Raw genomic sequence first — 23,346 nt, 5'->3', positions numbered from 1 at the left:
TCCTCCAGCAACGCGATCTACCGTAGACGTCACAGCAGCCCGGCCGACGTCGCCCGAAGGCACCCCGCCCGCCCTCGTCCGACAGGAGCTCCGTGCGCCCCGTGTCACTCCCCAGCGTCGCCGTACCGCCCTGGCTCGCCCATGCCCTGCGCACACAGCGCGGGCCCGTGCCCTGGAGCGCCGTCGTGCGCGGCGCACTGGCCGCCGGGCCCCTGCTCCTCGTGGCCGTGCCGGCCCAGCACGTCTCCGCGGGAGTCGTCGCCGCCCTCGGCGCCATGCTCGCCGGCATCAACGACCGGCCGGGCAGCAGGCGCGCCGCCGTCAGGAGGCTCGGGGTGCCCGCCCTGGCCGGAGCCGCCGGCCTGCTCGTCGGGTCGTACGCCGGACAGCACGTGGGAGCGGTCGCGCTCACCGTCCTCCTCACCGGGCTCGGGCTCGTCGCCGGAGCCGTCAGCGCGGTCGGGCCCGTCGCCTCCGGTGCCGGGACCCAGCTGCTCGTCGCCTCCGCGATCGGAGCCGGGATGCCGCTGCCCGAACCGGGATGGCAGCGCGCCCTCTTCTTCCTCGGCGGCGCCGGATGGCTTCTCCTGCTGCGGCTCGCGCTGCCGACCCCCGGCGCCACCGCGGGCGACTACCGGTTCGACGGGGAGCGCGCGGCCGTCGGCGCCGTCTACGACGCGATCGCCGCTCTGCTCGACGCCGCCGGCGGGCCGGAGGCGACCCGTCGCCGCGTCGCCCTCACCGCCGCGCTCGACCACGCGCAGGACGCACTCGCCGGACCGCGGCTGCGCCGGTACGCCAGTTCCGCGGCCGAGCGGCGGCTGCACGCGCAGTACGCCGCCGCGCTGCCGCTCGCCGAGGCCGCGACCGCGCTCGCCTGGTCCGGGGACGCCGGATCCGCCCGCGCCTCCGCGGGGCCCCGGCGCCTCGCCGACGCCGTACGGGGCAACACCCCCACCGGCCCGCTGCCCGCCCCCACCCGCACCGCGCCCGCCCTGCGCGCCCTCGACAACGCCCTTCTGCACGCCGCCGAGGCCTTCGACCGGGCGGAGGGCGGCGACCTGCACACCCGGACGCGCACACTCGCCTCCACCGTCCGCACCGTTCTCGGCCCCGCCGGACGCGAATACGGGATCCGCGTCGCGCTCTGCTTCGGCGCCGGCGCGGCCGTCGCGCAGGCCCTGAACCAGGCCCACTGGTACGGCCACCACGCGCACTGGTACTGGCTGCCCGCGACCGCCGTCTTCCTCGTCAAGCCCGACCTCGGGCCGCTGGCCTCGCGCGTGCTGTGCCGCGCGGCCGGAACGGTGCTCGGCGCCGTCGCCTTCGCCGGGCTCGCGGCCCTCCTGCCACGGCCCGAGGGCCTCGTCGCCCTGGTCGCGGTCAGTGGCGCCTTCCTCCCCGTCGCCACCCGGCACTTCGCCGCGCAGACCGCCGTCGTCACCGTCCTCGTCCTCGCCCTGGTGATGCTGGGAGGGGAGCCGCAGGCCTCCTGGAGCCGCCTCGGCGAGACCCTGCTCGCCTGCGCGATCGTGCTCCTCGTGGGCCATCTGCCGATGCCCGGGCAGCGCGGAGGGACCGTGCGGGCACGGCTCCGGCGCGCCGAACGGGCCGCCGGGGCCTATCTCGCACACGTCCTCGACGAGGGCCGGGCCGAGTACTCGGGACGACACGACGCGGACGGGGGACGGCGGGGCGAGGGCCGCGGCGAGCACGGAGCACCCGGCGAACGCCGGCACGGGGACGGGGGAGAGGCAGGGGCGGACAAGAGCGGCCCGGGCGGTGGTGCGGCCGACGTCCGGGCCGGGCGCTGGGTCCTGCGGCGGGAGGCGTATCGCACGCTGGCCGAGGCCCGCACCGCGATCGACCTCGCCGCCGCCGAACTCCCCGCCCTGGCCCGGCATGCCGAGGGGACCGACCAGGTGGCGGCCACGCTGGAGCGGCTCGTCGACACGACCACGGCGTGCGCCGTGCACCTCGACGACACCGGGCGGCTCACCCCCCGGCACACCGGCCGGATCGCCGAACTCCTCGACGAGCTTGCCGAACGCCGGGAGCGGGCCGGCCTGGACCCGCACGGGGCGCCGGGGGCCGTACCCGAGGTACCGATCGCGGTGTAGCCCGCAGTGCGGTGCGACCGTCCGTCCTCGGCGGCCCGCCGCACGACCCCGACGTCGGCAGGGCCACCGTCGCCGCTACGTCCGCACCCGCACCCACACCGGCGCATGGTCCGAGCCCGGAGCACCGCGCCGCTCGACCGGGTCCGCGGCCACCGACGGCAGCCGGAGCCGCTGCTCGTCCGGCAGGCCCGTGCCCGCCGCGGTGACCCGGTGGACCAGGTGGTGGCTGACCAGGATGTGGTCGATCAGTTCACGGCGACCGGAACTGACACGGGAGTAGCGCCGGTCGGCGGGGATGAGCGGAGCGACGTCCCACAGGCGCATCCCGTCTCCCGCGTCGGGGCGGTCGTACCCCGAGGTGCCGATCTCGGAACCGGGCGGGCCGAGGAGGATCTGCGTGGTAGCCGCCTGCACCTCGTCGTTGAGGTCGCCGAGCACCGCCACGTCCCGGGTGCGGCCCTCTCCGGCCAGGAGCTCGTCGGCCAGCGCGCGCAGCGCCGTGGCCTCGGCGGCGCGCCGGTACAGGGCGTAGGCGCCGTAACGGGCCCGCTCGCCCTCGTCGCGCGGCTGGAACCGTCCCCCGGGGTACGAGAGCAGCTTGGACTTCAGATGGCAGACGGCCGCCGTGAGGGTCAGCGCACCCGTGGACACCTCCACGGCGAGGAAGCCGCGGCCCGCGTGCGCGGCCGTGCCACCGCTGTCGTCGGCCTGCACGGGACGCAGCTTCGCGGGGAAGGCGACGGTGTCGGCGACGACCCGCGGGGCCGCGCGGCTGAGGAAGCCCACCCTGATGCCCCGGTCGTCGGGGTGCTCGGAGACGGTGACCTGCCAGTCGCCGTCGAGCACGTCGGCCAGGTCCGCGAGCGCGTCCGGGTCTCCGACCTCCTGCACACCGAGCAGCTCGGGGTCGAGTCCGTCGACGACGCCGGCCAGGGCGGCGAGCTTCGCCTCGTACGCGGCCTTGTCGGGCGGCCCGAAGGGGCCCCCGGGCCGGTACAGGTTCTCCAGGTTCCACGTGCCGAGGAGCATGCGGGCTCCTTCCGAAAGGCGCGCCGAGGCGCGCGGAGACGGGCTGAAGCGCACCGGTGACGACGGTGGTGACGCACACCGGGGCGACGGACGCATCGAGCACCACGGCGATGACGCGCGCCGAGGGCGACCGTGGTGACACGCACCGAGGGCGACGGTGGTGACGCCAGAGTGCTCGCCCGTCCGCCGTCGCGACAGAGCTCGTACGGGATGCGCGGTTCACGTCCCCCGACGGCACGACGCCGTCGTACGGTGACGTAATGACCCGGTCCGGTGGAACAACCACGCCCGCCGATCTCGTCATCACCGGATGCACCGCGCTGGTGCACGACGACCGGGAGGAGGCCGGATTCGTCGAGGACGCCTCGATCGTCGTACGCGGAGGCGTCATCGAGACGGTCACCGGCGGCGGTCTGCCCCGCCCGGACGCCGTCGAACACATCGACGGCCGCGGCCAGGTGGCGATGCCCGGCCTGATCAACTGCCACACCCACGCGCCGATGGTCGCCCTGCGCGGAGTCGCGGAGGACCTGCCGGCCGAGGAGTGGTTCAACGACCACATCTGGTCCATCGAGTCCAACCTCACTGCGAAGGACGTGGAGTTGGGCGCGCGGCTGGCGTGCGCCGAGATGATCCTCGGCGGGGTCACCTGTTTCGCCGACCACTACTTCTCCATGGATGCCGTCGCCGCGGTGGTGGCGGAGAGCGGCCTGCGCGCACACCTCGGCGAGGCCTTCTTCTCCTCGCAGGGACCCGAAGGGCGGGAGAGGTCACTGGAGTTCGCGCTGCGCCACCGCGGCGCCGCCGACGGCCGCATCACCACCGCCCTGGCACCGCACGCCGCCTACACGGTGGACGACGCCGACCTCGCCGCCACCGCCGAACTCGCCCGCGCCCACGGGCTTCCGGTGCACCTGCACGCCTCCGAGAACCGCGCGCAGACCGAGACCAGCCTGGCCCGCCACGGTGTGACACCCATCGAGGTGCTGGAGCGCACCGGGCTCCTCCACCACGACGTGCTCATCGCACACGGCACGGGCATCGTCGAGCGCGACCTTCCCGTGCTGCGCGACGCGCCCGGGCGGATCGCCGTCGCCACCGCCCCGCGCGGCTACCTCAAATTCGCCTGGGGCCCCACGCCCGTGCGGGCGCTGCGCGAGATCGGCGTCCCGGTCGGCCTGGCCACCGACGGCGCCGCCTCCAACAACTCCCTCGACGTGTGGGAGTCGATGGCGCTCACCTCGCTCGTGCAGAAGTCGGCCGAGGGCGACCCCCGTTGGCTGACGTCCCGGCAGGCCCTGCACCACGCGACGCTGCAGAGCGCACGGGCCGTCGGACTGGGGGAGCGGATCGGCAGCCTGGCCCCGGGACGCCGGGCCGACATCGTCCTCGTCGACCTCACCGGACCGCACACCCAACCGGTCCACGACCTGGCGGCCACGCTCGTGCACAGCGCCCGCTCCGCCGACGTGCGCACGACCGTCGTCGACGGGCGGGTCCTGATGCGGGACCGGCGCCTGCTCACGATCGATCTGCCCGCCACGGTCGCGGAGTTGGGGCAACGGCTGCCCGCGCTCCTCGACCGGAGCCACGGCAGGCGGATCCAGGAGTACGACACCTGATCCGCCCGGTGCGCCCGAGGGCCGCTCACGCTCGTGGCGACGCACCGACGAAAAATCTCCCCGATACGCCGATGAGTTCTGCTTCTCCCGCCGGTCACCACAGACAAGGCACTGTTGCGTAGGAGGAGCACATGACGCTTCCGCGGATCGTCTCGCGCGAGGAGTGGCGCGCCGCGCGCGAGAAACTGCTGGTCCAGGAGAAGGCCGCCACACGCGCGCGTGACGCGCTCAACGCCGAGCGGCGCGGACTGCCGATGGTCGAGATCGACAAGGAGTACGTGTTCGAGGGCGGCGACGGGAAGGCGACGCTGCTCGACCTCTTCCGCGGACGGCAGCAACTGGTGGTCTACCACTTCATGTTCGCGCCCGAGTGGGACGCGGGCTGCCGCAGTTGCTCGGCCTTCCTCGACCAGATCGGGCATCTCGCCCATCTGCGGGCCCGCGGCACCGAGTTCGCCGCCGTGTCCAGGGCGCCGTACACCAGGATCCTGCCCTTCAAGGCCCGCATGGGCTGGACGGTGCCCTGGTACTCGTCGTACGACAGCGACTTCAACCACGACTTCCAGGTGTCCTTCACGGGCGACGAGGGCGACGGCGGCGGCGAACCCTACGAGCGCCCGGGGGCGAGCTGCTTCCTGCGCGACCGCGACCGTGTCTTCCACACGTACTCCACCTACGAACGCGGGCTCGACGGGCTGGGCTCCACGACCAGCCTTCTCGACCTCACGGCCCTCGGCCGGCAGGAGGAGTGGGAGGAGCCCAAGGGGCGGGCGTCCTCTCTGGGGGCGCCCGCGGGCAGCGCAGGCATCCGCTACCACGACGAGTACGACGACTGACCGACGACTGACCGAGCAGGTTCGCATCGGCACCACCGGTGACCAGGAGTGACCGGAATCGTCAGATCCGTCACGCCGCACCCACAGTCGAGTGTCGGCAATGTCTCAGTACCGTCACTTCCCGAGCCGCCGACCCCATGCCGGGCGTTTAACTCTTCGAGTACAGCGCGACATGGAGGTGCAGGGTGAACGGGCGAACGGTGCTGGAGCGCTTTCCCGCCGGTGGGCCGCGCGGTTCGTGGCCCGCTGAGGAGTTCGCGCAGGCGCGCCGCCAGGAGGGCCAGGCGGCGGAGGTCGTGATGGACCTCGCCACGGACGCGTTCCTGGTCGTCGTGCGCGGTGGCGAGTCCGTGGAGTGACAGGGCGTGACGGCGCGCCGGGTCGACGGGCCTCCGGGCCGGTACCCGCTCCGCGTCAGTCGGTCTCCGGGTCGGTACTCGCCTCGCGTCAGCCGGCCTCCCCGGTCGGTACCCGCGCCGCGAACTGCTCCGCCTGGAGCGAGTACAACTCCGCGTAGACGCCGCCCGTCGCCAGGAGCTCGTCCGGGCTCCCCGACTCCACGAGACGGCCCTGGTCGAGCACATGGACCAGATCGGCGTGGCGTACCGACGCCAGCCGGTGCGTGATGAGGATGACGGTCTGGCCGGTGCCCGCCAGCGCCCGGATCTTCTCGAAGACCTCCAGCTCGGCACGGGCGTCGAGGGCCGCCGTCGGCTCGTCCACGATCAGGATGGTGCCGCGCCGGTACGCGGCCCGGGCGATGCCCAGGCGCTGCCACTGCCCGCCCGACAACTCGTGACCGCCGCTGAAACCGCGGGCCAGAAGCGTGTCCAGCCCCCGCGGGAGATCGGCCACGACCTCCTCGGCTCCCGCCTCGGCGACCGACGCCGTGACGCGCTCCCTGGTCAGCGGCGCCGAGGCACGGCCGATCGCGACGTTGACGCGGGCCGTGAAGGGCCACCGCTTGAAGTCCTGCGCCACCATCGCGATGCGCTCGGCGAGTTGATGCCGGTCCGCGGTCGCCGCGTCCACGTCGTCCCACAGGATGCGCCCGCTCTCGGGTGCGTACAGCCCGGCGAGCAGCTTCACCAGGGTCGTCTTGCCCGAGCCGTTCTCGCCGACCAGCGCCACGATCTTGCCCAGCGGCACGGTGAGCGTCACGTCCGCGAGCGCCGGCCGGGCCGAGGCGCCCGGATAAGTGAAGGTGACGTTCTCGAAGCGGATCTCCCGCGGGCGCTCGGGCAGCGGATCGCCGCCCACCGGGATCGCGCGCTCGGCGGCCTCCACGTACAGGCGGTGCAGGTCGCCGACGAACAGGGCTTCCTCGTGCAGGGAGTTGATCTCCAGGACGAGGGTGTCGAGGCTCGCCGAACCGGTGCGGATCGAGATCACGGCCGTCCCGGCGACGGACAGCGCCATCGCCCCGGCGACCAGCAGCCCGCCCAGCGTCGCGTACGTCGCCACCGTGGCAAGTCCCGTCCAGGCGGCGGCGATCAGCCCGGTGCGGGCCGAAAGCCGTGCCAGCCGCGCCTGTTCGGCCTCGGCGGTCTCCGACATCGAGCGGAAGTGCCGCAGCAGGAACGGCCCGACCCCGTGCACCCGGATCTCCGGAGCCGCGGCCGGCTCGGTGAGCAGACTGCTGATCAGGTGCCCGGCGCGGGCGTGCTGCACCCAGGTGTGGAACGACTCGTAGCGCCGCCGGGCGTTCGTCAGGGCGCTCCAGGCACTCGGCAGCGTCATCGTGACGAGCAGCGGCAGCAGCGCGGGGTGCAGCACCGTCAGGACACCGGCGGCCGCGCACAGCGAGATCAGCGCGTTCACGACCCGGGTCGCGATGCTGATCATGCGGCGCGCGGACTGGGCTCCGTACTGCGCGGTGTCCAGCAGTTTGTGGAAGGCGTCGTCCTCGATCGCGGACAGTTCCACCGCCGCGGCCCGCTCCAGGTAGAGCTCGGTCGCCACCCGCTCCACCTTCGGCTCCAGGCGCCCGGTGGCGTACGTCGACGCGGCCCGCAGCAGTGCGGCGACCAGCATCACCGCGGCGACCGTGACCAGCGCCGGGAGCGCGCCGCGCAGCCGGTCCTCGACCGGGCCGCCCGCCATCAGCCGCCCCAGCACGCTGTTGACCGCGAGCAGGCTGACCGCCTGGGCTCCGCCGCGGGCCAGTTCGGCGGCCAGCACCACCCGGGCGGCGCGCGGGTCCGCCTTCCAGGCGAGCCGGAAACTGGACGCGAGCAGTGACGGCAGCCGCGTCACCATCGCGCGGAAGTTCAACTCCAGGAACGCGTCGGAGTGTTGTGACCAGCCCATGTCGTACCGGAGCGGGCCGCCGAAGAGCAGATGTTCCGAGTCGGACGGCGGCGGCTCGTCGGCGTCGCCGTTCTTCTTCCGTGCGGGTTTCTCCACCGATGGCCTCCCCCGAGAACGCACGAACGGTGCAATTCCCAGGAACGCAGCGCTCCACCCATGGCGGCAACGGGGTTTTGCGGCGACCGGCGCACTTCGGACATGCCGTACGGGCCCGGGCGGCGCTCGCGCCCTCAGCCGGGCGCCGGGGCGTCACCCTGTGCGCCCTCAGCCGGGCGCCGGGTCGTCACCTGGTGCGCCCTCGGCCGGATGCCGGGTCGTCACTCCGTGAGCTCCATGGCCGCCGCCGATGACCGATGGCCCCTGACCTGCGCGCCCCGTGTCCTCGGCCCGTGGCCGGCAGCCCTCGGCGAGCGCCCCGCGGCCCTGGTCCGGAGCGGGGCCTCACGCGCTGATCGGACGCGACCAGACGGGTGTCGTCCCCGTCACCCGGCACACGGCCAGGTAGAGGGGGATCGGCGGGGTGTACGGAACAGTTCCCTCCGGCCGGTGGATCAGGCCGGGTTCGGCGGGCGCGTCCACGACGACCGCCCCCGTGGCGTAGTGCGCGGGCGCGGGCCACTCCAGCGCGACGTCGGAATCCGAGGGCACGATCCACCACCAGTGCGCCCCGTCGGCGTAGACGCAGCCCACCCGCGGCAGCCGGGGCAGCAGCAGTGGGCCGAACCGGGCCGGCACCGACACGGCGTCGCAGCCCAGCGGCATCGTCATGTCCTCCGGTACGAGGAGACGCCTCGGCTGCCCGGACCCCGGCTGTGCGCGCCGCACGCGCACCAGCGTGTCCAGGCTCAGGACCCGTGCCGAGGGCCCCGTCGCCGACGATGCCCTCACACCCATGCGGTCCCCGTTCCCCAGGACGCCTCGGCCCCGGAACCCCGGCCGTCGGCCGGGGGCTTCTTGGCGCTCCAGCCCAGGTCCGACCGGACCTCGGTGTCCACGCGGGGCCGGCCGGCCGTGCACGGCCGCGGCGTCGCGGCCGTGAGCTGGGACGGCACCCTCACGCGCTCGCGGGCGGTGCCCGAGTGCTCCCGCGCCGCGGTGCGCTCGATGCCCGCCGAGTGCTCCCCTCCGGCCGGCCGGTCGTACTCCGCCGACCGTTCGGACGCCGTCCCGTGCTCGGAACGTGCCGACCGGCCGGAACCTGCCGCGTGCTCGGACTGTGGCGAATGCTCGGAGTGTGCCGTCCGCCCGGACGCGGCCCCGTGCTCGGAGCCCGCCGCGTGCTCGAACCCGGCCCCGTGCTCGGGACCCGCCGCGCGCTCGGACCCGGCCGATCGCTCCAGCTCGGCCCAGACCAGCAGGCCGGGGCCGGTGTCCTGGGCCCCCCAGGCCCTGGACATGGCCGCGACGAGGAGCAATCCCCTCCCGTGCTCCTCCTCGGGCCGCTGTGGGGAGGGGTGCGGCTCGCCCGGAGCGCATCCCTCGTCACGCACGGCTATCCGCACCAGGTCGTCGCCGTCGTGCAGCTCGCAGACGACCCGTTCACCGGCGGCATGGACGATCGCGTTGGTGACCAGCTCGGAGACGACGAGAGCCGCCGTGTCGCAGGTGTCCTCGCACACCGCCCAGCGGGCCAGGCGGGCACGGGTCAGGCGTCTTGCCTGAGCCACGGAGCCCGGGTGTGCGGACAGCTCGAAACGGAACCGGCGCTCGGCAGCCGCGCCGGGGCGGAGCCCTGCGGCGGCGCGGAGACCGGACCGGTCTTCGGCGGCGTCTGTTCCTAACGGCGCGGACGGAGTCACGCTTGCCACTATCGCCCCGACGTGAACACTTGGCAAGTGTCACTCTGAAAATTGCAGAGTGCCGTGTGACTCGGTGGAGGCGCGTGGCACACTGCTCGCAACAGCACGTCGAGCGGCGCCAGTTGGGACCAGTCGAAGAGACCCCGGACGGCGCCGCCCGGCCTGTCCGGACACAGTGGAGGTGGGGCGTGAGCGAACCGCGGTCCGCGCCGACGGTGGGCCAGGTCGTCCTCGGCCGGCGCCTGCTGGACCTGCGGGAACGCGCGGGTCTCAAGCGCGAGGAGGCGGCCCGCATCCTGCGCGTCGCGCCCGCCACGGTCCGCCGCATGGAGACGGCCGAGGTCTCCCTCAAGATCCCGTATCTCCAGCTCCTGCTGAAGTCGTACGGGGTCGGCGACGAGGAGGCCGAGGCCTTCGTCCAACTCGCCGAGGAGGCCAACAAGCCGGGCTGGTGGCAGCGTTTCCACGACATCCTGCCCGACTGGTTCTCCATGCACGTCAGCCTGGAGGGCGCCGCCGCCCTCGTCCGCTCGTACGAACCCCACTTCGTGCCCGGGCTGCTGCAGACCGAGGACTACGCCCGCGGCGTCCTGAAGGCGGGGGCCATCGGCCAGACCCAGCCGGAGGACATCGAGCGCCATGTGGCGCTGCGCATGCAACGCCAGGATCTGCTCACTCGTGAGGACGCACCCCGGATCTGGGCCGTGATGGACGAGACGGCCCTGCGCCGTCCCATCGGCGGCCCCGAGGTGATGCGCGCCCAGATCGACAAGCTGCTCCAGGCCACGAAACTGCCCCATGTGACGTTGCAGGTGATCCCGTTCTCCTCGGGCCCGCACCCCGGCACGTACGGGCCCTTCGTGCTGTTCCGCTTCGCCATGCCGGAACTCCCGGACATGGTCTACAGCGAGTACCTGACCGGCGCCGTCTACCTGGACGCGCGCTCAGAGGTGGCGACCCATCTCGAGGTCATGGACCGCATGGCGGCTCAGGCCGCTACGGCACATCGCACGAAGGAGATCCTCCGTGATCTCCGCAAGGAGCTGTGAATGGAACGCATCAAGCCCGCAATAGGCAACGTGCGCATCTACAACGGAATGCCCGCCCGTGAACTGGGCAGCGAGGGTTGGCACAAGCCGTGGAGCGGCGGGAACGGCGGTAATTGCCTGGAGGCCATGAAACTCGCCGACGGCCGCATCGCGGTCCGTCAGTCGGCGGATCCGGACGGCCCCGCGCTGATCTACACCCCCGGCGAGATCACCGCGTTCATCCAGGGCGCGAAGGCGGGGGAGGCCGACTTCCTGCTGTCCTGAGGCAGGTGCGATCCGTCGTCTGCGCGTTCTCCGTTTTCTTGATCTGCCTTGATTCCGTGATTGCTTGGCGTTTCCGGGCGTCCTCTGTGTCCCGATTCCGCAGAGGGCCTTGTGGCTTTCCTGAACCCGACACCCGATATCCGTCACTCGATATCCGTCACTCGATATCTACTGACCGACACCCGATATCCACCGGCCGACATCGGTCGGCCGACTGAACGCCCGCCGATCGCACGCCTGTCGTGGCGCGACGCGCCACGACCCGCGGAGAGGCGTCACAGCCTGGACCACATACGCCGTGGGGCGTCCACCAGGCGGCTCACGGCGATCACCGGCAACGGCGGCTGGTCCGCGCGATCCCGTCCCAGGCTGAGCCCGTAGTAGATCTGCTCCACCGACGGCGGTCCCACCGCAAGGTTCCGTCTGACCGCCGCCGGTGCCGACTCCTGGCCGGTCCGCACGAGATACGCGGCCACCATGGCCCCCGTGCGCCCCACGCCCGCACCGCAGTGCACGAACACCGGCCCCGGGGCCTCGCCGACGACCCGGAGGAATCGCTCCACCTGGCGGGGCGTCGGGGTCTGCCCGTCGCGGACGGGGAGGCGCACCACATCGAGCCCGGCCTCGTGGGGCCCGGCGAGCTGCGCCGCGGTGAGATCCTCGGCGCGCAGGTCCACGACGGTGCTGAACCCCCGTCGCGCGAGCGCCCGGTACCCGTCGGGCGACGGCGCGCCGCCCCGCCACAACGTACGTCGGGCGTCGACGGGTTGGAAATGGTGGATGCCCCGCACCGCGTAAGCGCCCTCCGGCGGCGGGGTCCCCTCACGGGCCCAGTACGACAGCGCAAGGATGCCGAGCGCGCCGGTGGCCCACAGGGCGAGATAGCCGAGGGCGAGACCCGTGAGGGTGCGCAGGCCGGTGCGGAGCCATCTGCGGGATCGCGCCGATCGCGGTGATCGGCCCGTGGGCACGGTGATGCGGGGCGGAGGAGCGGAGGCGACAGCCATGGGCGACCCGGGATGCTCGGGGACGAGGGGCGCCTTGGCATCGTAACCCGGGCCGGTGGCAAGGGTGTTGTTCCCGGCATGCCGGGCAGCCGCCCGCACGGGCCGAGCCGCGCGGACGGGCCGAGCCGCGTGGACGGGCCGAGCCGCGTGGACGGGCCGAGCCGCGTGGACGGGCCGAGCCGCGCGGACGCGGTCCTCGTCCTCGGCCGGCCGTGGTCCTGGCTCGTCGCCCTCGGTCGGCCGTGGCCCTTGGTCGTCCTCAGTCGTCGTCCGCGTCCGCGTCACCGACGCCGACGACCGTGAGGTGGGCTCGGTCGATGCTCGTGTCCTCCAGGCATCCGGTCAGCCGCATGCGGTCGTGGTCGGTGAGCGCGGGGCGTACGACACCGGCGTACAGGCCGTCGCCGAGGCTGCCGAGGGTGGCCCGGTTCAGCGGTGCGGACGTCGAGTCCCGGCAGCGTTCCCACAGTTGGTGCGCCGCGAGGGCCTGTCGCTGCTGCGTCATTCCCTGTCCGCGCATGTCGACCCGGACGAGCACGGAGGTCGCCTCCTGCTCGTTCACGTGCTCCTCGCGGGTCTGCGTGAGTTCGGCGAGCCCGCCGACCAGGGCGGCGAGCAGGACGGCACCGACGACCCCGACGGCGACCAGCCGTACGGTCCCGCGCCGCCCGCGCCGGGCGCCCACGCGCGGTAGATCGTCCAGGTCGGCCGTGCCCGCCGGATCGGGCGCGGCCAGCACGGCCAGCCGCCCGGCGAGCCGCCGCTCGGCCGAGGGACGTGCGGTGGCCGACGCGATCCGCTGGACCAGCCAGGCGAGCCCGGACAACAGGACGCCGGTGACCATGAGCACGGGCACGAAGACGTAGGAACGGCTGGTGGGGTCCTCCAGCCACCGGAACCGTTCACCACCCGCGGGCTCCCGGTCCTGGCGGAGCCGGGCGAGGACGTCCTGCTGGCGCCGGTCGCTCTCCCGCATCCGCTCCTCGATCCGCGAGAGCCGCCCGAGCAGGACGATCCCGAGCAGCATCACCTCGACGACGAGGAGCAGCACCCCGCAGAGAATGGCCCGCTGCCACTGCCAGCGGTACAGGTAGACGACGACGTACGCACCCGCGCCGGCGGCGGCCGCACCCCCGAAGAAGTACGCGAGGCGCCTCACCGGAGCTCCCGCACGTCGTCGACGGCGCCGTCGCGCGTGATCCCCACGTCTCCGGTCGTGCCGTCGACCGTGAGGCGCGAACCGGGCGGGAAGCGGCGTACCGCGTCGGAGGCCCCCACGACCGTGGGCAGTGCGAACTCCCTTGCCAGCACGGCGAGATGGGACAGCGGGCTGCCGGTCTGGGCGACCAGTCCCGTGAGACCGGGCAGGAGCGGTGCGAGCGCCGGGTCGAGGGTGCGGACCACGAGCACGGCGTCCGGAGGGCGGGGCCCGGTGCCGTCCCAGGCGGTACCGGCCGCGCGCCCACCGGCGACGCCCCGTCCGTCCGTGTCGCCGGTCCGCCGCCGTTCGGCGACGACCACACCGCCCTCCGTCAGCCGGAACGTGTCGGGCAGCGGGGCGGAGACGGCCCGCGGGAGCCGTTCCTCCATGTCGCCGGGCAGTCGTCCGCCCTCCAGCGCCGCGGTGAACTCCTCCCACCGCAGCAGCCCGACCCGCGCCGGGTCGCCCAGTCCGCCGCGCACCGCCAGCCTGCGTGCCCCCTCGCGCACCAGCCGGACCTGCAACTCCTGCACCCAGCGCACCCGCAGCCGCAGGGACTCACGCGGCGGCAGCGAGGGGAGGGCGGAACGGGAAGCGAGGGAGGAGCGGTCGTGGCGGAGGGGCGGGCCTGAGCGAGGGGTGCCGGAGGAGAGGGGTGCGCCGGAGAGAGGGGTGCCGGGCGCCGAACCCGTCCCGCCCGCCGCCGACTTGACCGTACGGTCGTGGCGCCGCGTCCCGTCGGCGGTTCCCGGCAGGCGCAGTTCCGCGCGCAGGCTGGGCGCCACGAGGGCCAGGACCACCGGTTCGACGACCGCGATGCGGTCCTCCGGGACGCCCTCGGCGCGGGCGTCCGCCAGAGCGGTGAGCGCCGCGCCCGCCGCCGTGGCGGTCCCGCCGTCCGGGAGCAGGGCACTCGCCAGGGCCTCCTGCGCGTGCAGCGAGACCAGTGCGGTACGGGCCCAGCGCAGGGCGGAGACCAGGGCGGGGGAGGCGAGCGAGGACGGGGAGGGTGTCTCGGCGAGGCGGTGGTCGACGTCCGCGACGAGGTCGACCGCGAGACCGGGCAGCGCCGCGGACAGCCGGCCCACCCGCCAGGCCGCGGCGAGCCTGCGGGCGCCCGGCGCCGGGTTGAGGAACGCCAGCCGCCGGTGGACCGGGGGCGCGGCCCCGAGCAGCCGCAGGTCCGCGGCGGCTCGTCCGCCGACCGCCGTGACGACCGGCAGTGTGCGCAACTGCCGTCGTGGCGCGCTGCCCCCGATGTCGAGCGCGGCGGCGAGCCCCCGGGCCATGGGGGCCAGCCACAGGTCCTCCTCCAGCGGCTCCAGCTGTCCGGGCAGCGTCTCTGCCACCGGGCCGGGCCCGAGCAGCCGGGACCTGCGCGGAGGCCGGGCCGCCATCGCGGTGATCGGGCGGCTCTGGAACAACCACAGCCGCCCGTCCCCGTCGAACCCGAACTCGATGTCCTGGGGGCCGCCGAAGACCCGCTGGGCACGGCGGGCGAGCCGGGCCAGTCGGCGCAGTTCGGAGGATGTGAGCAGCGGCCCGTCGGACGGTACGGGGGCGGCGGGCGGGGTCGCGTGGCGCGGTGGCATCGGGCTGTCGGGCGACGGCGGCCCCTGCGGTGGTACCGCGCTCTCGGGCGTCAGCGGGCCGTGCGGAGGTACCGCGGACCCGGGCGGGGGCGGGCCCTGGGGCGACGCCGCGCCGTCGGACCGGACCGCACCGGGCGGCGGCATCGTGCCTTCCACCGGCACCGCACTGTCCACCGGCGACGCGGCTTCCGCCGGCACCGGCACCGCGCCTGCCGTCGGCGCCGGACCTGCCGTCGGCACCGGACCTGCCACCGGTGCCGCACCTTCCGGCGGCACGGTGCCTTCCGGCGGTTCCGTCCGCAGCAGTCGTCCTCGTCGGTTCAACCAGTAGTTCGTGCCCGGCTGTTCACCGCTGACCAGCGAGTCGGGCCCGCCGCGCACCGCGCTCACCAGCATCCGGTCGGTGCGGCCCTCGACGGGGTCCGCCCCGAACAGCACGCCCCCGACGCGCGCCGCCAGCATCGGCTGGACGAGCACGGCCATCGGCGCGGTGCTGCCGTCGGGGCGGTGCGCCGACTCCAGGACCGTCCGTATCGCCTCACCGAACCCACCCAGGCCCCGCACGTCCAGCACGGAGGCGAACTGGCCCGCCAGAGAGGACTCCTGGGTGTCCTCCTGCGGGGACGAGGACCGTACGACGAGGGGGCGGGTGCCGTCGTGGGACAGCTCTTGCCAGGCGCTCCCGAGGGGCAGGGGACCGGTGGCGCCCTCGGGGTCGGCCGGGGTCTCGTAGGGCACGACGAAGCCGGGAAGCACCGGCAGCCCCGCGCGGGCCGCGCGCGCGAGGTGTGCGGCCTTGGATCCGGCGAACCGGGTCAGTGTCGCCGCGGGGTGGTCGAGCGGGACGGCACGGTGGCCGCGCGGTCCGGGCGCGGTGCCGTCGCGGAGGGCTTCCCCGTCGCGCGCACCGTCCTCATGACGTTCGTCGAGCGTCGTCATCGAAACACCCTCCAGGACCGACCGCCAACAGGGGGGACGCGCGGGGGTGGCCCTGCGCCTGACGGCGGAACGAAGGATGGGGGCGGGCCACGGTCGCATCGGTGCAGGCCGGCCGCGACAGGGACACGCCTCCTGTCCCCAACGATCCCACCGTTGTTCCGCTCCTGGTCGACCAGAGGTCATGTTCCGGCCAGCGCACGGCCCGGCCCGGGCGCCGGGCGGTCCGGTGGTCAGCCCGGCGGCAGCACCCCGCACAACGCGTCGAGCGCCGCCGCGTAGGCATGCTCCGCGGGCGTCGCGTACCCCACCACCAGCCCGTCCGGCGCGGACATGTCCGTCCCGGGATGCCGGAACTCGTCGAGTCCGTCGAGCGCGATGCCCTGCCACACCGCCGCCTTCACCGCCGACTGCTCCGTCCCGGGTGGCAGCCGCAGCACCGCGTGCAGCCCGGCCGCGATCCCCGTCACCTCGATGTGCGGCGCCCGCTCGGCGAGCGCGGCGACCAGCCGGTCGCGCCGCGCCCGGTACCGCTGCCGCATCCGCCGCACATGGCGGTCGTACGCCCCGGAGACGATGAAGTCGGCGAGCGTCAGCTGGTCCAACGTGCCGGCCCACGCCTCCCGTTCACCCTTCACGGCGAGCACCGGGTCGACGTACCGCTCGGGCAGGACCATCCAGCCCAGCCGCAGCGCGGGCGACAGGCTCTTGCTGACCGAACCGATGTGGACGACCCGCTCCGGGTCCAGCCCCTGGACCGCGCCCACGGGCTTGCGGTCGTAACGGAACTCCCCGTCGTAGTCGTCCTCCAGGATCACCCCGTCACGCGCGCGTGCCCAGTCGATCACTGCCGCGCGGCGCGTCGGATGCAGCGGCCCACCGGTCGGGAACTGGTGCGCGGGAGTGAGCAGTACGGCCCGCTCGCGGCCCAACTCGCCCACCTGTGCCCCGTCTTCGTCCAGGGGCAGCGGCACGGTCCGTACCGACGCGGCGGCCAGCAGATCCCGGTGGAAGCCGAGTCCGTACGCCTCGACGGCCAGCGGACCCCGCAGGACCTGAGGAAAGAGCAGACGCAGGGCATGCGCGAAGCCGGAGCAGATCACGATCCGCCCGGGCTCCGTACGGACGCCACGCACGCGTGCCAGGTACCCTGCGAGAGCCTCGCGCAGCTCGACGCGACCCGCGGGATCGCCGGGCCCGAAGGCCTCGTTGGGCGCCCGCTGGACGGCTCGCCGATACGACGCGAGCCATGCCGCGCGCGGGAAGGACGAGGCGTCCGGCGTGCCCTGTTGCAGATCGTGGCGGGGTCCACGCGCGCGTGCCGGTGATTTCTTGGGGACTCGTGCCGGGGCGGCGCCCGACGGCGCGGCACGCTCCGCGACCCGCGTGCCGGATCCCTGCCGGGCGGTCAGCCAGCCCTCGGCGACGAGCTCGGCGTAGGCATCGGCGACCGTGTTGCGCGCGATGCCCAGGTCGGCGGCGAGCGAACGGTACGGAGGCAGCCGGCTGCCCGGGGCGAGCCTCCCGCCGCGTACCGCCTCACGCAGCGCGCGGATCAGCGCGGCCCGCCGGCCGCCCGAGCCGGACAGCTCCAGGTGCAGGTCTGCGCCGATCCGCTCCGCCGAATTGACCCATGATTCCACCATGGAAATGAACCCTACAGCCGGTCTTTCGGGCTCGTAGATTCATGGTCATGACGACGAACACGATGCACACGACCACCGCCGGCACCGCCACCCACACCGCCGGGCTCGCGGAGACGGCCGCGGCGCCCGGAGGGACCGGCGCCACCGGCGTCCCGGGAGCGGTCGTGGCCGAAAACACCCGCCTCGACTTCGCGAAGTCCGCCCCGAAGGTCTTCCGGGCCCTCATCGGCTTCGACGCGGCGGCCCGTGAGGGGCTCGACCCCGCGCTCGTCGAACTGATCCAGATCCGTGCCTCGCACCTGAACCACTGCGCCTACTGCCTCCACATGCACACCAATGACGCACGCAAGGCCGGGGAGAGCGAGGACCGGCTGCACATGGTCGCGGTGTGGCGCGAGGCCCGCCACTTCTTCACGCCGCGGGAGCAGGCGGCCCTGGCGCTCACGGAGGCCGTCACGCGTGTCGCCGACGCGGGCGTGCCCGACGACGTGTACGCGCAGGCCGCGGCCCACTTCGACGACCAGGAACTGGCCCACGTCCTGGCCCTGATCTTCACGATCAACACCTGGAACCGAGTGGCGCTGTCCACCGCGAAGGTCGCGGGCACCGACGAGCGCCGCTGAGCACGGCCCGCGCGGTGGGGTGGCGTCGGGGTCAGGACGTCGTCATGGGGCGGTCGTACGGACCTATCGGTGCCGGCAGTCGGGACGTCCCGGTCAGGGCACGGTCCACCGCCGCGGCCACCGCACGGCCCTCGGCGATCGCCCAGACGATGAGGGACTGGCCACGGGCCGCGTCCCCGGCGGCGTACACCCCGGGGACGTTGGTCTGGAAGTCCGCGTCGCGCGCGATCGTGCCGCGCGGGTCGAGGGCGAGACCGAGCTGGTCGATCAGACCGTCCCGGCGGTCCGGGCCGGAGAAGCCGAGGGCGAGCAGTACCAGATCGGCGGGGAGCGTGCGCCCCGACTCGGCGATCGGGCGGCGCCGCTCGTCGACCTCGACGAGGTGCAGTTCCCGGACGTGCCCGTCCGCGTCCCCGGCGAAGCGGAGCGTGGACGCGGCGAAGAGCCGTGCGTCCGCGTCCGCCGCGGGTGCCGTCTCCAGCGCCCCGGCCTCCTCGTGCGCGGCCGAGAGCCGGTAGATCTTCGGATACGTCGGCCACGGATCGACGTCCTCGTCACGCTCGGCCCGCGGCAGCGGGTAGATGTCGAGCTGGGTCACCGACGCGGCGCCCTCCCGCACCGCCGTCCCGAGGCAGTCCGCGCCCGTGTCGCCGCCACCGACGATCACCACGTGCCGGCCGGCCGCGGACAGCGGCGAGACCTCCAGGTCGCCCTCGCACACCCGGTCGGCCAGCGGCAGGTACTCCATCGCCTGATGGATCCCGGCCATCTCCCTTCCTGGCACGTCCAGTTCACGCCAGGCCGTCGCGCCGACGGCGAGTATCACCGCGTCGTACCGTGCCTTCAGATCCGTGGCACGGATGTCCCTGCCGATCGCTGTCGACGTACGGAATCGGGTCCCCTCCGCACGCATCTGGGCGAGCCGCCGGTCGAGGTGCCGCTTCTCCATCTTGAACGCGGGGATCCCGTACCGCAGCAGTCCGCCGACGCGGTCGGCCCGCTCGTACACGGCGACGGTGTGCCCCGCCCGCGTCAACTGCTGCGCCGCCGCGAGCCCGGTGGGCCCCGAGCCGATCACGGCGATGGTCCGCCCGGACAGCCGGTCGGGCGGGCGCGGGGGAGTGAAGCCGTCCTCCCAGGCTCGGTCCGCGATGGCGACCTCGACGTTCTTGATGGTCACCGCCGGCTGGTTGATCGCGAGGACACAGCCGGCCTCGCACGGAGCCGGGCACAACCGCCCGGTGAACTCCGGGAAGTTGTTGGTGGCGTGCAGCCGGTCGCTCGCCGCCCGCCAGTCCTCGCGCGAGACCAGGTCGTTCCACTCGGGGATCAGATTGCCGAGGGGACAGGCGTCGTGGCAGAAGGGGACCCCGCAGTCCATGCAACGGTCGGCCTGCTTGCTGATGATCGGCAACAGGGCTCCGGGGACGTACACCTCGTTCCAGTCCCGCACCCGCTCCTCGATGGGCCGACGCGGATACTCCTCGCGCGGCGTGGTCATGAACCCTTTGGGATCGGCCATGGCCGTCTCCCTCGCGTACGCGTACCGGCAGGGAGCCGCGCGCCGGCGCACATGAACGGGCCATGACCTCCGCGCGGCACTCCTTTCACGCCACGATACGTCCGCTTCAGGAGCCCCGCCGCTCAGGTGAGGGGCCGCTCCCTCGGGGCCGTCCGGGGCCGGCTGGAGGGCCCCTCACCGGGTGGTCGGGAGGGCCGCCGGCAAGGTCGTCCGGAGGGTGTCCCCGGGGCCGAGCCGGACGGTACGGGGGGAGGAAGACCGGGGCTCGGGCTCAGGTCAGGGCGAGCGTGTACGACACGGCGGCGGCGGCCGACGCGACCGTGCGGACGTGGTTCCACCACGTCCACTGGCGCACGTACGTGTGCCAGTACACGGCGGCCTCCTGCGTCCCCGGGTCCAGCTTGAGCAGCGTGTCGTTGCGCGGGACGTTCGCGACGATCGTCACTCCGAACGACCCGAACAGATACAGCGCGCTGCCCAGCAGCAGCTCCACCGTCCCGTCGTCCGGCAGCAGCACGAACGTGACCACTCCGAGCACGGCGCACAGCCCCGCCGAGCCGACGAACACCAGCATGAACGGCGGTCGCACCGCCGCGACATTGATCGCGTTCATCGCGGCCACCCCCTGCGCGGGCGGCAGGTCGGCGAGCCCCCTCATCACGAATGTCGAGAATCCGCAGAAGACCCCGGCCACCACCCCGCAGCCGAGCACTCCCAGCACCGTCAGTACGAAGTACGGTCCATCGATCATGTCCACTCCCCCCGTCCCCGAGACCAAAGATCTTGCACCGGCCGTCACCACAAGTGAAGCCCCCTGCGTCCACAGTGACCATCACCGAGGAGCGCGGGCACATGCGTGAACGTCCAGAACGCGCGCCGCGCCCGTGCGCCACGGGTCGGGTTCCCTGCTCACACGCCCCGCATCCGCCGGAAACGGGTGAAGCTCGCTCCTCACCCGCGCCGGAGACGAGCCCAGCCGCCCCGTCCAGCACGGGCTGCCCGGACCTCCGCTCACCGTCAGCCGTCAGCCGTCAGCCGTCAGCCGTCAGCCGTGACCTGTGACCTGTGACCTGTGACCTGTGACCTGTGACCTGTGACCTGTGACCTGTGACCTGTGACGCGTGACGCGTGGGCTGTGGGCCGTACCCAGTGGGCTGTGGGCTGTGGGCTGTGGGCTGTGGGCCGTGAGCCCTTGCGCCGCGCGCCGGGGCCACGCCCCCCCTCACGCGTGAACCGTGCCCCCCTCGCGCCACGCGCCGAGCCGCGCCTCCACCACGGCCTCGATCCGGCGGCGTGCATCGTGGCGCGGCACGCCGCCCATCAGCAACTGGTCGTACGACGTGTCCACATGCCGTACGGACGCCCGGACCGCCGCGGTCACCGCCCCCTCCGACAGCGCACGGCCCGCCGCACTGCGCCCCACCCGTCCGCTTCCCCGCACCGAGGCATGGCCCGCGATCGCCCGTGCCCGGGCGGCCGGACAGCCCGGGAACAGGCGGCGTATCTCCCGTGCGAACGCGTCCGTGAACCGCACGTCCTCCCTCTCCCGCCGCCGTGCGTCCCGCACCCGGCGCCGCCTCCTCGCCTCCGCGTCGGCCAGACACCGCGCCTCGGCGCGGGTGAGGGCCTCCTCCTCCACGAGCAGGCCCTGCCGTTCGTAGCGGCCACGCCGCCGGTTGAACCGCACCACCACCGCCGACAGCGCACTGCCCTCCCGCGACCTCCGTGTCAGTGCGGTGTCCCCGCGCGGCAGGAAGACCAGGTGTCCGAGATCGGCACAGTCCAGGCACCGCGGTGTCCCCTCCTCCAGTACCAGCAGCGTCAGCGGTCCGGTCCGGGCAGTCACCGCAGTGCCGCTTCTTGAGCGGCTGGACGACGAGAAGTCCGCTCCCTTGCACGGGAGTTGCCATCGGTGCCATACGCGGTTCATTCCCCCCTTCGCCCCGTACGGAATGCGGTGGGATGCCGTCTTTCCCGGCCGACTCGGTCCCCGGGCCGTATCGGCTGCTCCCGGAGTCGTGCCGCCGTCCCCGTCGGCCGACGAGAACCTCGCCCGCACGGGGCATCATGGGCTCTGTGCGACTCGAAGCGATCACCTGGGAACGGCTCGGCGATCTTCTCGCCGACCGCCTGCTCGACCTGAAGCCGGACGACGGCAGCCCGTGGCCGCGCATCGCCTTCGACGGAGCCCCCGCCGCCCGCCCCGGCGAACTCGCGCACCGCGTCTCCGAGGCGCTGCGCATACGCGGCCGGACCTCGCTCGTCGTCGGCACCGAGGGCTTCCTGCGCCCCGCGTCGCTCCGCCTCGAATACGGTCACCAGGACGCCGACAGCTACTACGACGGCTGGTTCGACACCGGCGCCCTCTGGCGCGAGGTCTTCGGCCCCCTGGATCCGGACGGCGACGGGCGCGTGCTGCCCGACCTCTGGGACCCGGTCAGCGACCGCGCCACCCGCAGCCCCTACGTGCAACTCCCGCCCGGCGGAATCCTGTTGATGCACGGCCCCTTCCTCCTTCGCCACTGGTTCCCCTTCGATCTCAGCGTTCACGTGCTCCTTTCTCCGGGCGCCCTGCGACGCCGTTCCCCCGAGGCGGAGCAGTGGACCCTCCCCGCCTTCGCGCGCTATGAGGCCGAGGTGGACCCAGGTGCCACGGCGGACCTCATGGTGCGCGCCGACGATCCGCGCCACCCGGCTTGGAACGGTTGAACGGTCACCCACGGCTACTGACGCGAAAAGGCTTTTACATGCACGCGCATATAGTTAGCCTGTGGTCCATGACGACCTCCGCCGACAGTCCGGCATCCTTCGACGACTCGGTCCGTGCCCTCCTCGACGGCAAGAACTTCGCCAGCGTCGCCACCCTGGGGCCCGGCGGCGCTCCTCAGAACTCCGTGGTGTGGATCAAGCGCGACGGCGACACCGTCCTCTTCTCCTCGACCGCCGGCCGCCAGAAGGTACGCAATCTCCAACGCGACCCCCGCATCAGCCTCTCCGTCTTCGATCTGGCCAACCCCTACTCCTCGGTCGAGATCCGCGGCACCGCCGAGATCCTCCCCGACGACGCCAAGCGGCTCCCGAACGAGCTCTCCCACAAGTACCTCGGGATCGACCCCCCGGCGGAGAAGGACGACGAGGTCCGCGTGATCATCCGTGTCGTCCCACGGAAGGTCGTCGGCTTCTCCGCCTGATCCCGGGGGCCACCGCGCGGGTGGGGGCTCCGGCAGTCGCCGGAAATCCCGTAGTTCCGGGTGCGTTCGTCCGGCGACACGGCGAGAATTGAGGGCGCCGGGACTAGCGGTGCGTCCCGCGCCGCGCCGGCCGTCCGGCACTGGGAGGTACTTCATGACCACCGCCGGAGACATCATGCACCGCGGTGCCCAATGGATCCCCGCGCACGAGACCCTGGACCGCGCCGCCCAGCTGATGCGCGAGCTCAACGTGGGCGCCCTGCCCATCAGCGACGAGAACGAACGGCTCTGCGGCATCCTCACCGACCGTGACATCGTCATCGGGTGCGTGGCCATGGGTCACGACCCGGCGAAGGTCACCGCGGGAGACCTGGCCCAGGGCACACCGCGCTGGATCGATTCGAGCGCAGATGTCGACGAAGTGCTCCAGGAGATGAAGGGGCACCAGATCCGCCGGCTTCCCGTGATCGAGAACAAGCGGCTGGTCGGCATGATCAGCGAGGCGGACCTGGCCCGGCATCTGACGGACGAACAACTCGCCGCCTGGGTCGAGGGTGTCTACGCGAGGAGCCTGGCCGGCTGACACGGATGTCCAGTCG

Annotated in this window: 20 protein-coding genes and 1 pseudogene; 10 read left to right on the top strand and 11 right to left on the bottom strand. The window is 73.4% G+C overall.

The window, feature by feature from the left end:
* Positions 1-101 precede the first annotated feature (101 nt).
* Entirely contained in the window at positions 102-2,120 is a 2,019-nt protein-coding gene (locus tag BKI49_RS08505; protein WP_095933596.1) for an FUSC family protein, read from the top strand.
* Between the two features lie 75 nt (positions 2,121-2,195).
* Here BKI49_RS08505 and BKI49_RS08500 read toward each other — a convergent pair whose 3' ends face one another.
* A complete protein-coding gene (locus tag BKI49_RS08500) occupies positions 2,196-3,149 on the bottom strand; it encodes an endonuclease/exonuclease/phosphatase family protein (RefSeq protein WP_095933595.1) in 954 nt (317 codons plus the stop codon).
* A gap of 260 nt (positions 3,150-3,409) precedes the next feature.
* On the opposite strand from BKI49_RS08500, the gene BKI49_RS08495 reads away from it, so the two are divergent.
* The 3 genes from BKI49_RS08495 (at position 3,410) to BKI49_RS35210 (ending at position 5,966) form a co-directional block, all read left to right on the top strand.
* Positions 3,410-4,771 (top strand): amidohydrolase, encoded by a 1,362-nt coding sequence (locus tag BKI49_RS08495; protein ID WP_095933594.1) that lies wholly within the window; start codon positions 3,410-3,412, stop codon positions 4,769-4,771.
* Between the two features lie 131 nt (positions 4,772-4,902).
* Entirely contained in the window at positions 4,903-5,607 is a 705-nt protein-coding gene (locus BKI49_RS08490; protein ID WP_095933593.1) for a DUF899 domain-containing protein, read from the top strand.
* Between the two features lie 185 nt (positions 5,608-5,792).
* The gene (locus BKI49_RS35210) at positions 5,793-5,966 is read left to right on the top strand and encodes a hypothetical protein (RefSeq protein WP_095933592.1); all 174 of its coding nucleotides are present in this window, start codon (positions 5,793-5,795) and stop codon (positions 5,964-5,966) included.
* 88 nt (positions 5,967-6,054) lie between these two features.
* Here BKI49_RS35210 and BKI49_RS08480 read toward each other — a convergent pair whose 3' ends face one another.
* From BKI49_RS08480 to BKI49_RS35700, 3 genes are all read right to left on the bottom strand, one after another.
* On the bottom strand, positions 6,055-7,917 hold the full coding sequence (locus BKI49_RS08480) for an ABC transporter ATP-binding protein (RefSeq protein ID WP_095933756.1): 1,863 nt from the start codon (positions 7,915-7,917) through the stop codon (positions 6,055-6,057).
* A gap of 441 nt (positions 7,918-8,358) precedes the next feature.
* A complete protein-coding gene (locus BKI49_RS08475) occupies positions 8,359-8,811 on the bottom strand; it encodes a hypothetical protein (RefSeq protein ID WP_095933591.1) in 453 nt (150 codons plus the stop codon).
* Positions 8,802-9,584: an ATP-binding protein gene (locus BKI49_RS35700; protein WP_257004665.1), complete on the bottom strand. Its 783-nt coding sequence runs from the start codon at positions 9,582-9,584 to the stop codon at positions 8,802-8,804. Before BKI49_RS35700 ends, BKI49_RS08475 begins: the two co-directional genes overlap by 10 nt.
* Positions 9,585-9,904: 320 nt before the next feature.
* Here BKI49_RS35700 and BKI49_RS08465 point away from each other — a divergent pair, with 320 nt between their 5' ends.
* Together BKI49_RS08465 and BKI49_RS08460 are read left to right on the top strand one after the other, a co-directional pair.
* Positions 9,905-10,765: a helix-turn-helix domain-containing protein gene (locus BKI49_RS08465; protein WP_028805993.1), complete on the top strand. Its 861-nt coding sequence runs from the start codon at positions 9,905-9,907 to the stop codon at positions 10,763-10,765.
* Positions 10,766-11,029 carry a DUF397 domain-containing protein gene (locus BKI49_RS08460; RefSeq protein ID WP_028805992.1) on the top strand — a complete coding sequence of 88 codons (264 nt, stop codon included), beginning with the start codon at positions 10,766-10,768 and terminating at the stop codon, positions 11,027-11,029.
* Positions 11,030-11,304: 275 nt separating this feature from the next.
* Here the strand turns inward: BKI49_RS08460 and BKI49_RS08455 are convergent, their stop codons facing one another.
* From BKI49_RS08455 to pdxR, 4 genes are all read right to left on the bottom strand, one after another.
* Entirely contained in the window at positions 11,305-12,036 is a 732-nt protein-coding gene (locus BKI49_RS08455; protein ID WP_095933590.1) for a protein tyrosine phosphatase family protein, read from the bottom strand.
* 259 nt (positions 12,037-12,295) lie between these two features.
* Positions 12,296-13,195, bottom strand: coding sequence for a hypothetical protein (locus BKI49_RS08450; protein ID WP_095933589.1), 900 nt, complete (start codon positions 13,193-13,195; stop codon positions 12,296-12,298).
* Entirely contained in the window at positions 13,192-15,768 is a 2,577-nt protein-coding gene (locus tag BKI49_RS35525) for a PEP/pyruvate-binding domain-containing protein (RefSeq protein WP_257004664.1), read from the bottom strand. Before BKI49_RS35525 ends, BKI49_RS08450 begins: the two co-directional genes overlap by 4 nt.
* A 230-nt stretch (positions 15,769-15,998) precedes the next feature.
* Positions 15,999-17,411, bottom strand: coding sequence for a MocR-like pyridoxine biosynthesis transcription factor PdxR (pdxR, locus tag BKI49_RS08435; RefSeq protein ID WP_095933588.1), 1,413 nt, complete (start codon positions 17,409-17,411; stop codon positions 15,999-16,001).
* Positions 17,412-17,452: 41 nt separating this feature from the next.
* On the opposite strand from pdxR, the gene BKI49_RS08430 reads away from it, so the two are divergent.
* Positions 17,453-18,034 carry a carboxymuconolactone decarboxylase family protein gene (locus BKI49_RS08430; protein WP_373557527.1) on the top strand — a complete coding sequence of 194 codons (582 nt, stop codon included), beginning with the start codon at positions 17,453-17,455 and terminating at the stop codon, positions 18,032-18,034.
* 31 nt (positions 18,035-18,065) lie between these two features.
* Here BKI49_RS08430 and BKI49_RS08425 read toward each other — a convergent pair whose 3' ends face one another.
* The 3 genes and pseudogenes from BKI49_RS08425 to BKI49_RS08415 form a co-directional block, all read right to left on the bottom strand.
* A complete protein-coding gene (locus BKI49_RS08425; RefSeq protein WP_095933587.1) occupies positions 18,066-19,556 on the bottom strand; it encodes a glutamate synthase subunit beta in 1,491 nt (496 codons plus the stop codon).
* A gap of 271 nt (positions 19,557-19,827) precedes the next feature.
* Positions 19,828-20,307 (bottom strand): anthrone oxygenase family protein, encoded by a 480-nt coding sequence (locus tag BKI49_RS08420; RefSeq protein WP_095933586.1) that lies wholly within the window; start codon positions 20,305-20,307, stop codon positions 19,828-19,830.
* Between the two features lie 471 nt (positions 20,308-20,778).
* Positions 20,779-21,475, bottom strand: a pseudogene (locus BKI49_RS08415) (DUF2293 domain-containing protein).
* A gap of 148 nt (positions 21,476-21,623) precedes the next feature.
* Here BKI49_RS08415 and BKI49_RS08410 point away from each other — a divergent pair.
* From BKI49_RS08410 to BKI49_RS08400, 3 genes are all read left to right on the top strand, one after another.
* Positions 21,624-22,265, top strand: a complete 642-nt coding sequence (locus tag BKI49_RS08410; RefSeq protein ID WP_095933585.1) for a nucleoside/nucleotide kinase family protein — start codon at positions 21,624-21,626, stop codon at positions 22,263-22,265.
* A gap of 68 nt (positions 22,266-22,333) precedes the next feature.
* Complete coding sequence (locus BKI49_RS08405; RefSeq protein ID WP_095933584.1) at positions 22,334-22,747, top strand: PPOX class F420-dependent oxidoreductase; 414 nt, start codon at positions 22,334-22,336, stop codon at positions 22,745-22,747.
* 154 nt (positions 22,748-22,901) lie between these two features.
* Positions 22,902-23,330, top strand: coding sequence for a CBS domain-containing protein (locus tag BKI49_RS08400; protein ID WP_095933583.1), 429 nt, complete (start codon positions 22,902-22,904; stop codon positions 23,328-23,330).
* Positions 23,331-23,346: the final 16 nt, after the last annotated feature.

Source organism: Streptomyces sp. Tue6028, from assembly GCF_002300165.1.
Lineage (GTDB): Bacteria > Actinomycetota > Actinomycetes > Streptomycetales > Streptomycetaceae > Streptomyces > Streptomyces siamensis.
This window is presented reverse-complemented; position numbering and strand designations above follow the sequence as displayed.

Bases quoted from the DNA above. Each gene is read 5' to 3' on its own strand.
- BKI49_RS08475 (WP_095933591.1), bottom strand. From the start codon at position 8,811: ATGGGTGTGAGGGCATCGTCGGCGACGGGGCCCTCGGCACGGGTCCTG.
- BKI49_RS08495 (WP_095933594.1), top strand. From the start codon at position 3,410: ATGACCCGGTCCGGTGGAACAACCACGCCCGCCGATCTCGTCATCACC.
- BKI49_RS08490 (WP_095933593.1), top strand. From the start codon at position 4,903: ATGACGCTTCCGCGGATCGTCTCGCGCGAGGAGTGGCGCGCCGCGCGC.
- BKI49_RS08400 (WP_095933583.1), top strand. From the start codon at position 22,902: ATGACCACCGCCGGAGACATCATGCACCGCGGTGCCCAATGGATCCCC.
- pdxR (WP_095933588.1), bottom strand. From the start codon at position 17,411: ATGGTGGAATCATGGGTCAATTCGGCGGAGCGGATCGGCGCAGACCTG.
- BKI49_RS35525 (WP_257004664.1), bottom strand. From the start codon at position 15,768: ATGACGACGCTCGACGAACGTCATGAGGACGGTGCGCGCGACGGGGAA.
- BKI49_RS08405 (WP_095933584.1), top strand. From the start codon at position 22,334: ATGACGACCTCCGCCGACAGTCCGGCATCCTTCGACGACTCGGTCCGT.
- BKI49_RS08480 (WP_095933756.1), bottom strand. From the start codon at position 7,917: ATGGGCTGGTCACAACACTCCGACGCGTTCCTGGAGTTGAACTTCCGC.
- BKI49_RS08460 (WP_028805992.1), top strand. From the start codon at position 10,766: ATGGAACGCATCAAGCCCGCAATAGGCAACGTGCGCATCTACAACGGA.
- BKI49_RS08455 (WP_095933590.1), bottom strand. From the start codon at position 12,036: ATGGCTGTCGCCTCCGCTCCTCCGCCCCGCATCACCGTGCCCACGGGC.
- BKI49_RS08425 (WP_095933587.1), bottom strand. From the start codon at position 19,556: ATGGCCGATCCCAAAGGGTTCATGACCACGCCGCGCGAGGAGTATCCG.
- BKI49_RS08420 (WP_095933586.1), bottom strand. From the start codon at position 20,307: ATGATCGATGGACCGTACTTCGTACTGACGGTGCTGGGAGTGCTCGGC.
- BKI49_RS08410 (WP_095933585.1), top strand. From the start codon at position 21,624: ATGGGCTCTGTGCGACTCGAAGCGATCACCTGGGAACGGCTCGGCGAT.
- BKI49_RS08430 (WP_373557527.1), top strand. From the start codon at position 17,453: ATGGTCATGACGACGAACACGATGCACACGACCACCGCCGGCACCGCC.
- BKI49_RS08500 (WP_095933595.1), bottom strand. From the start codon at position 3,149: ATGCTCCTCGGCACGTGGAACCTGGAGAACCTGTACCGGCCCGGGGGC.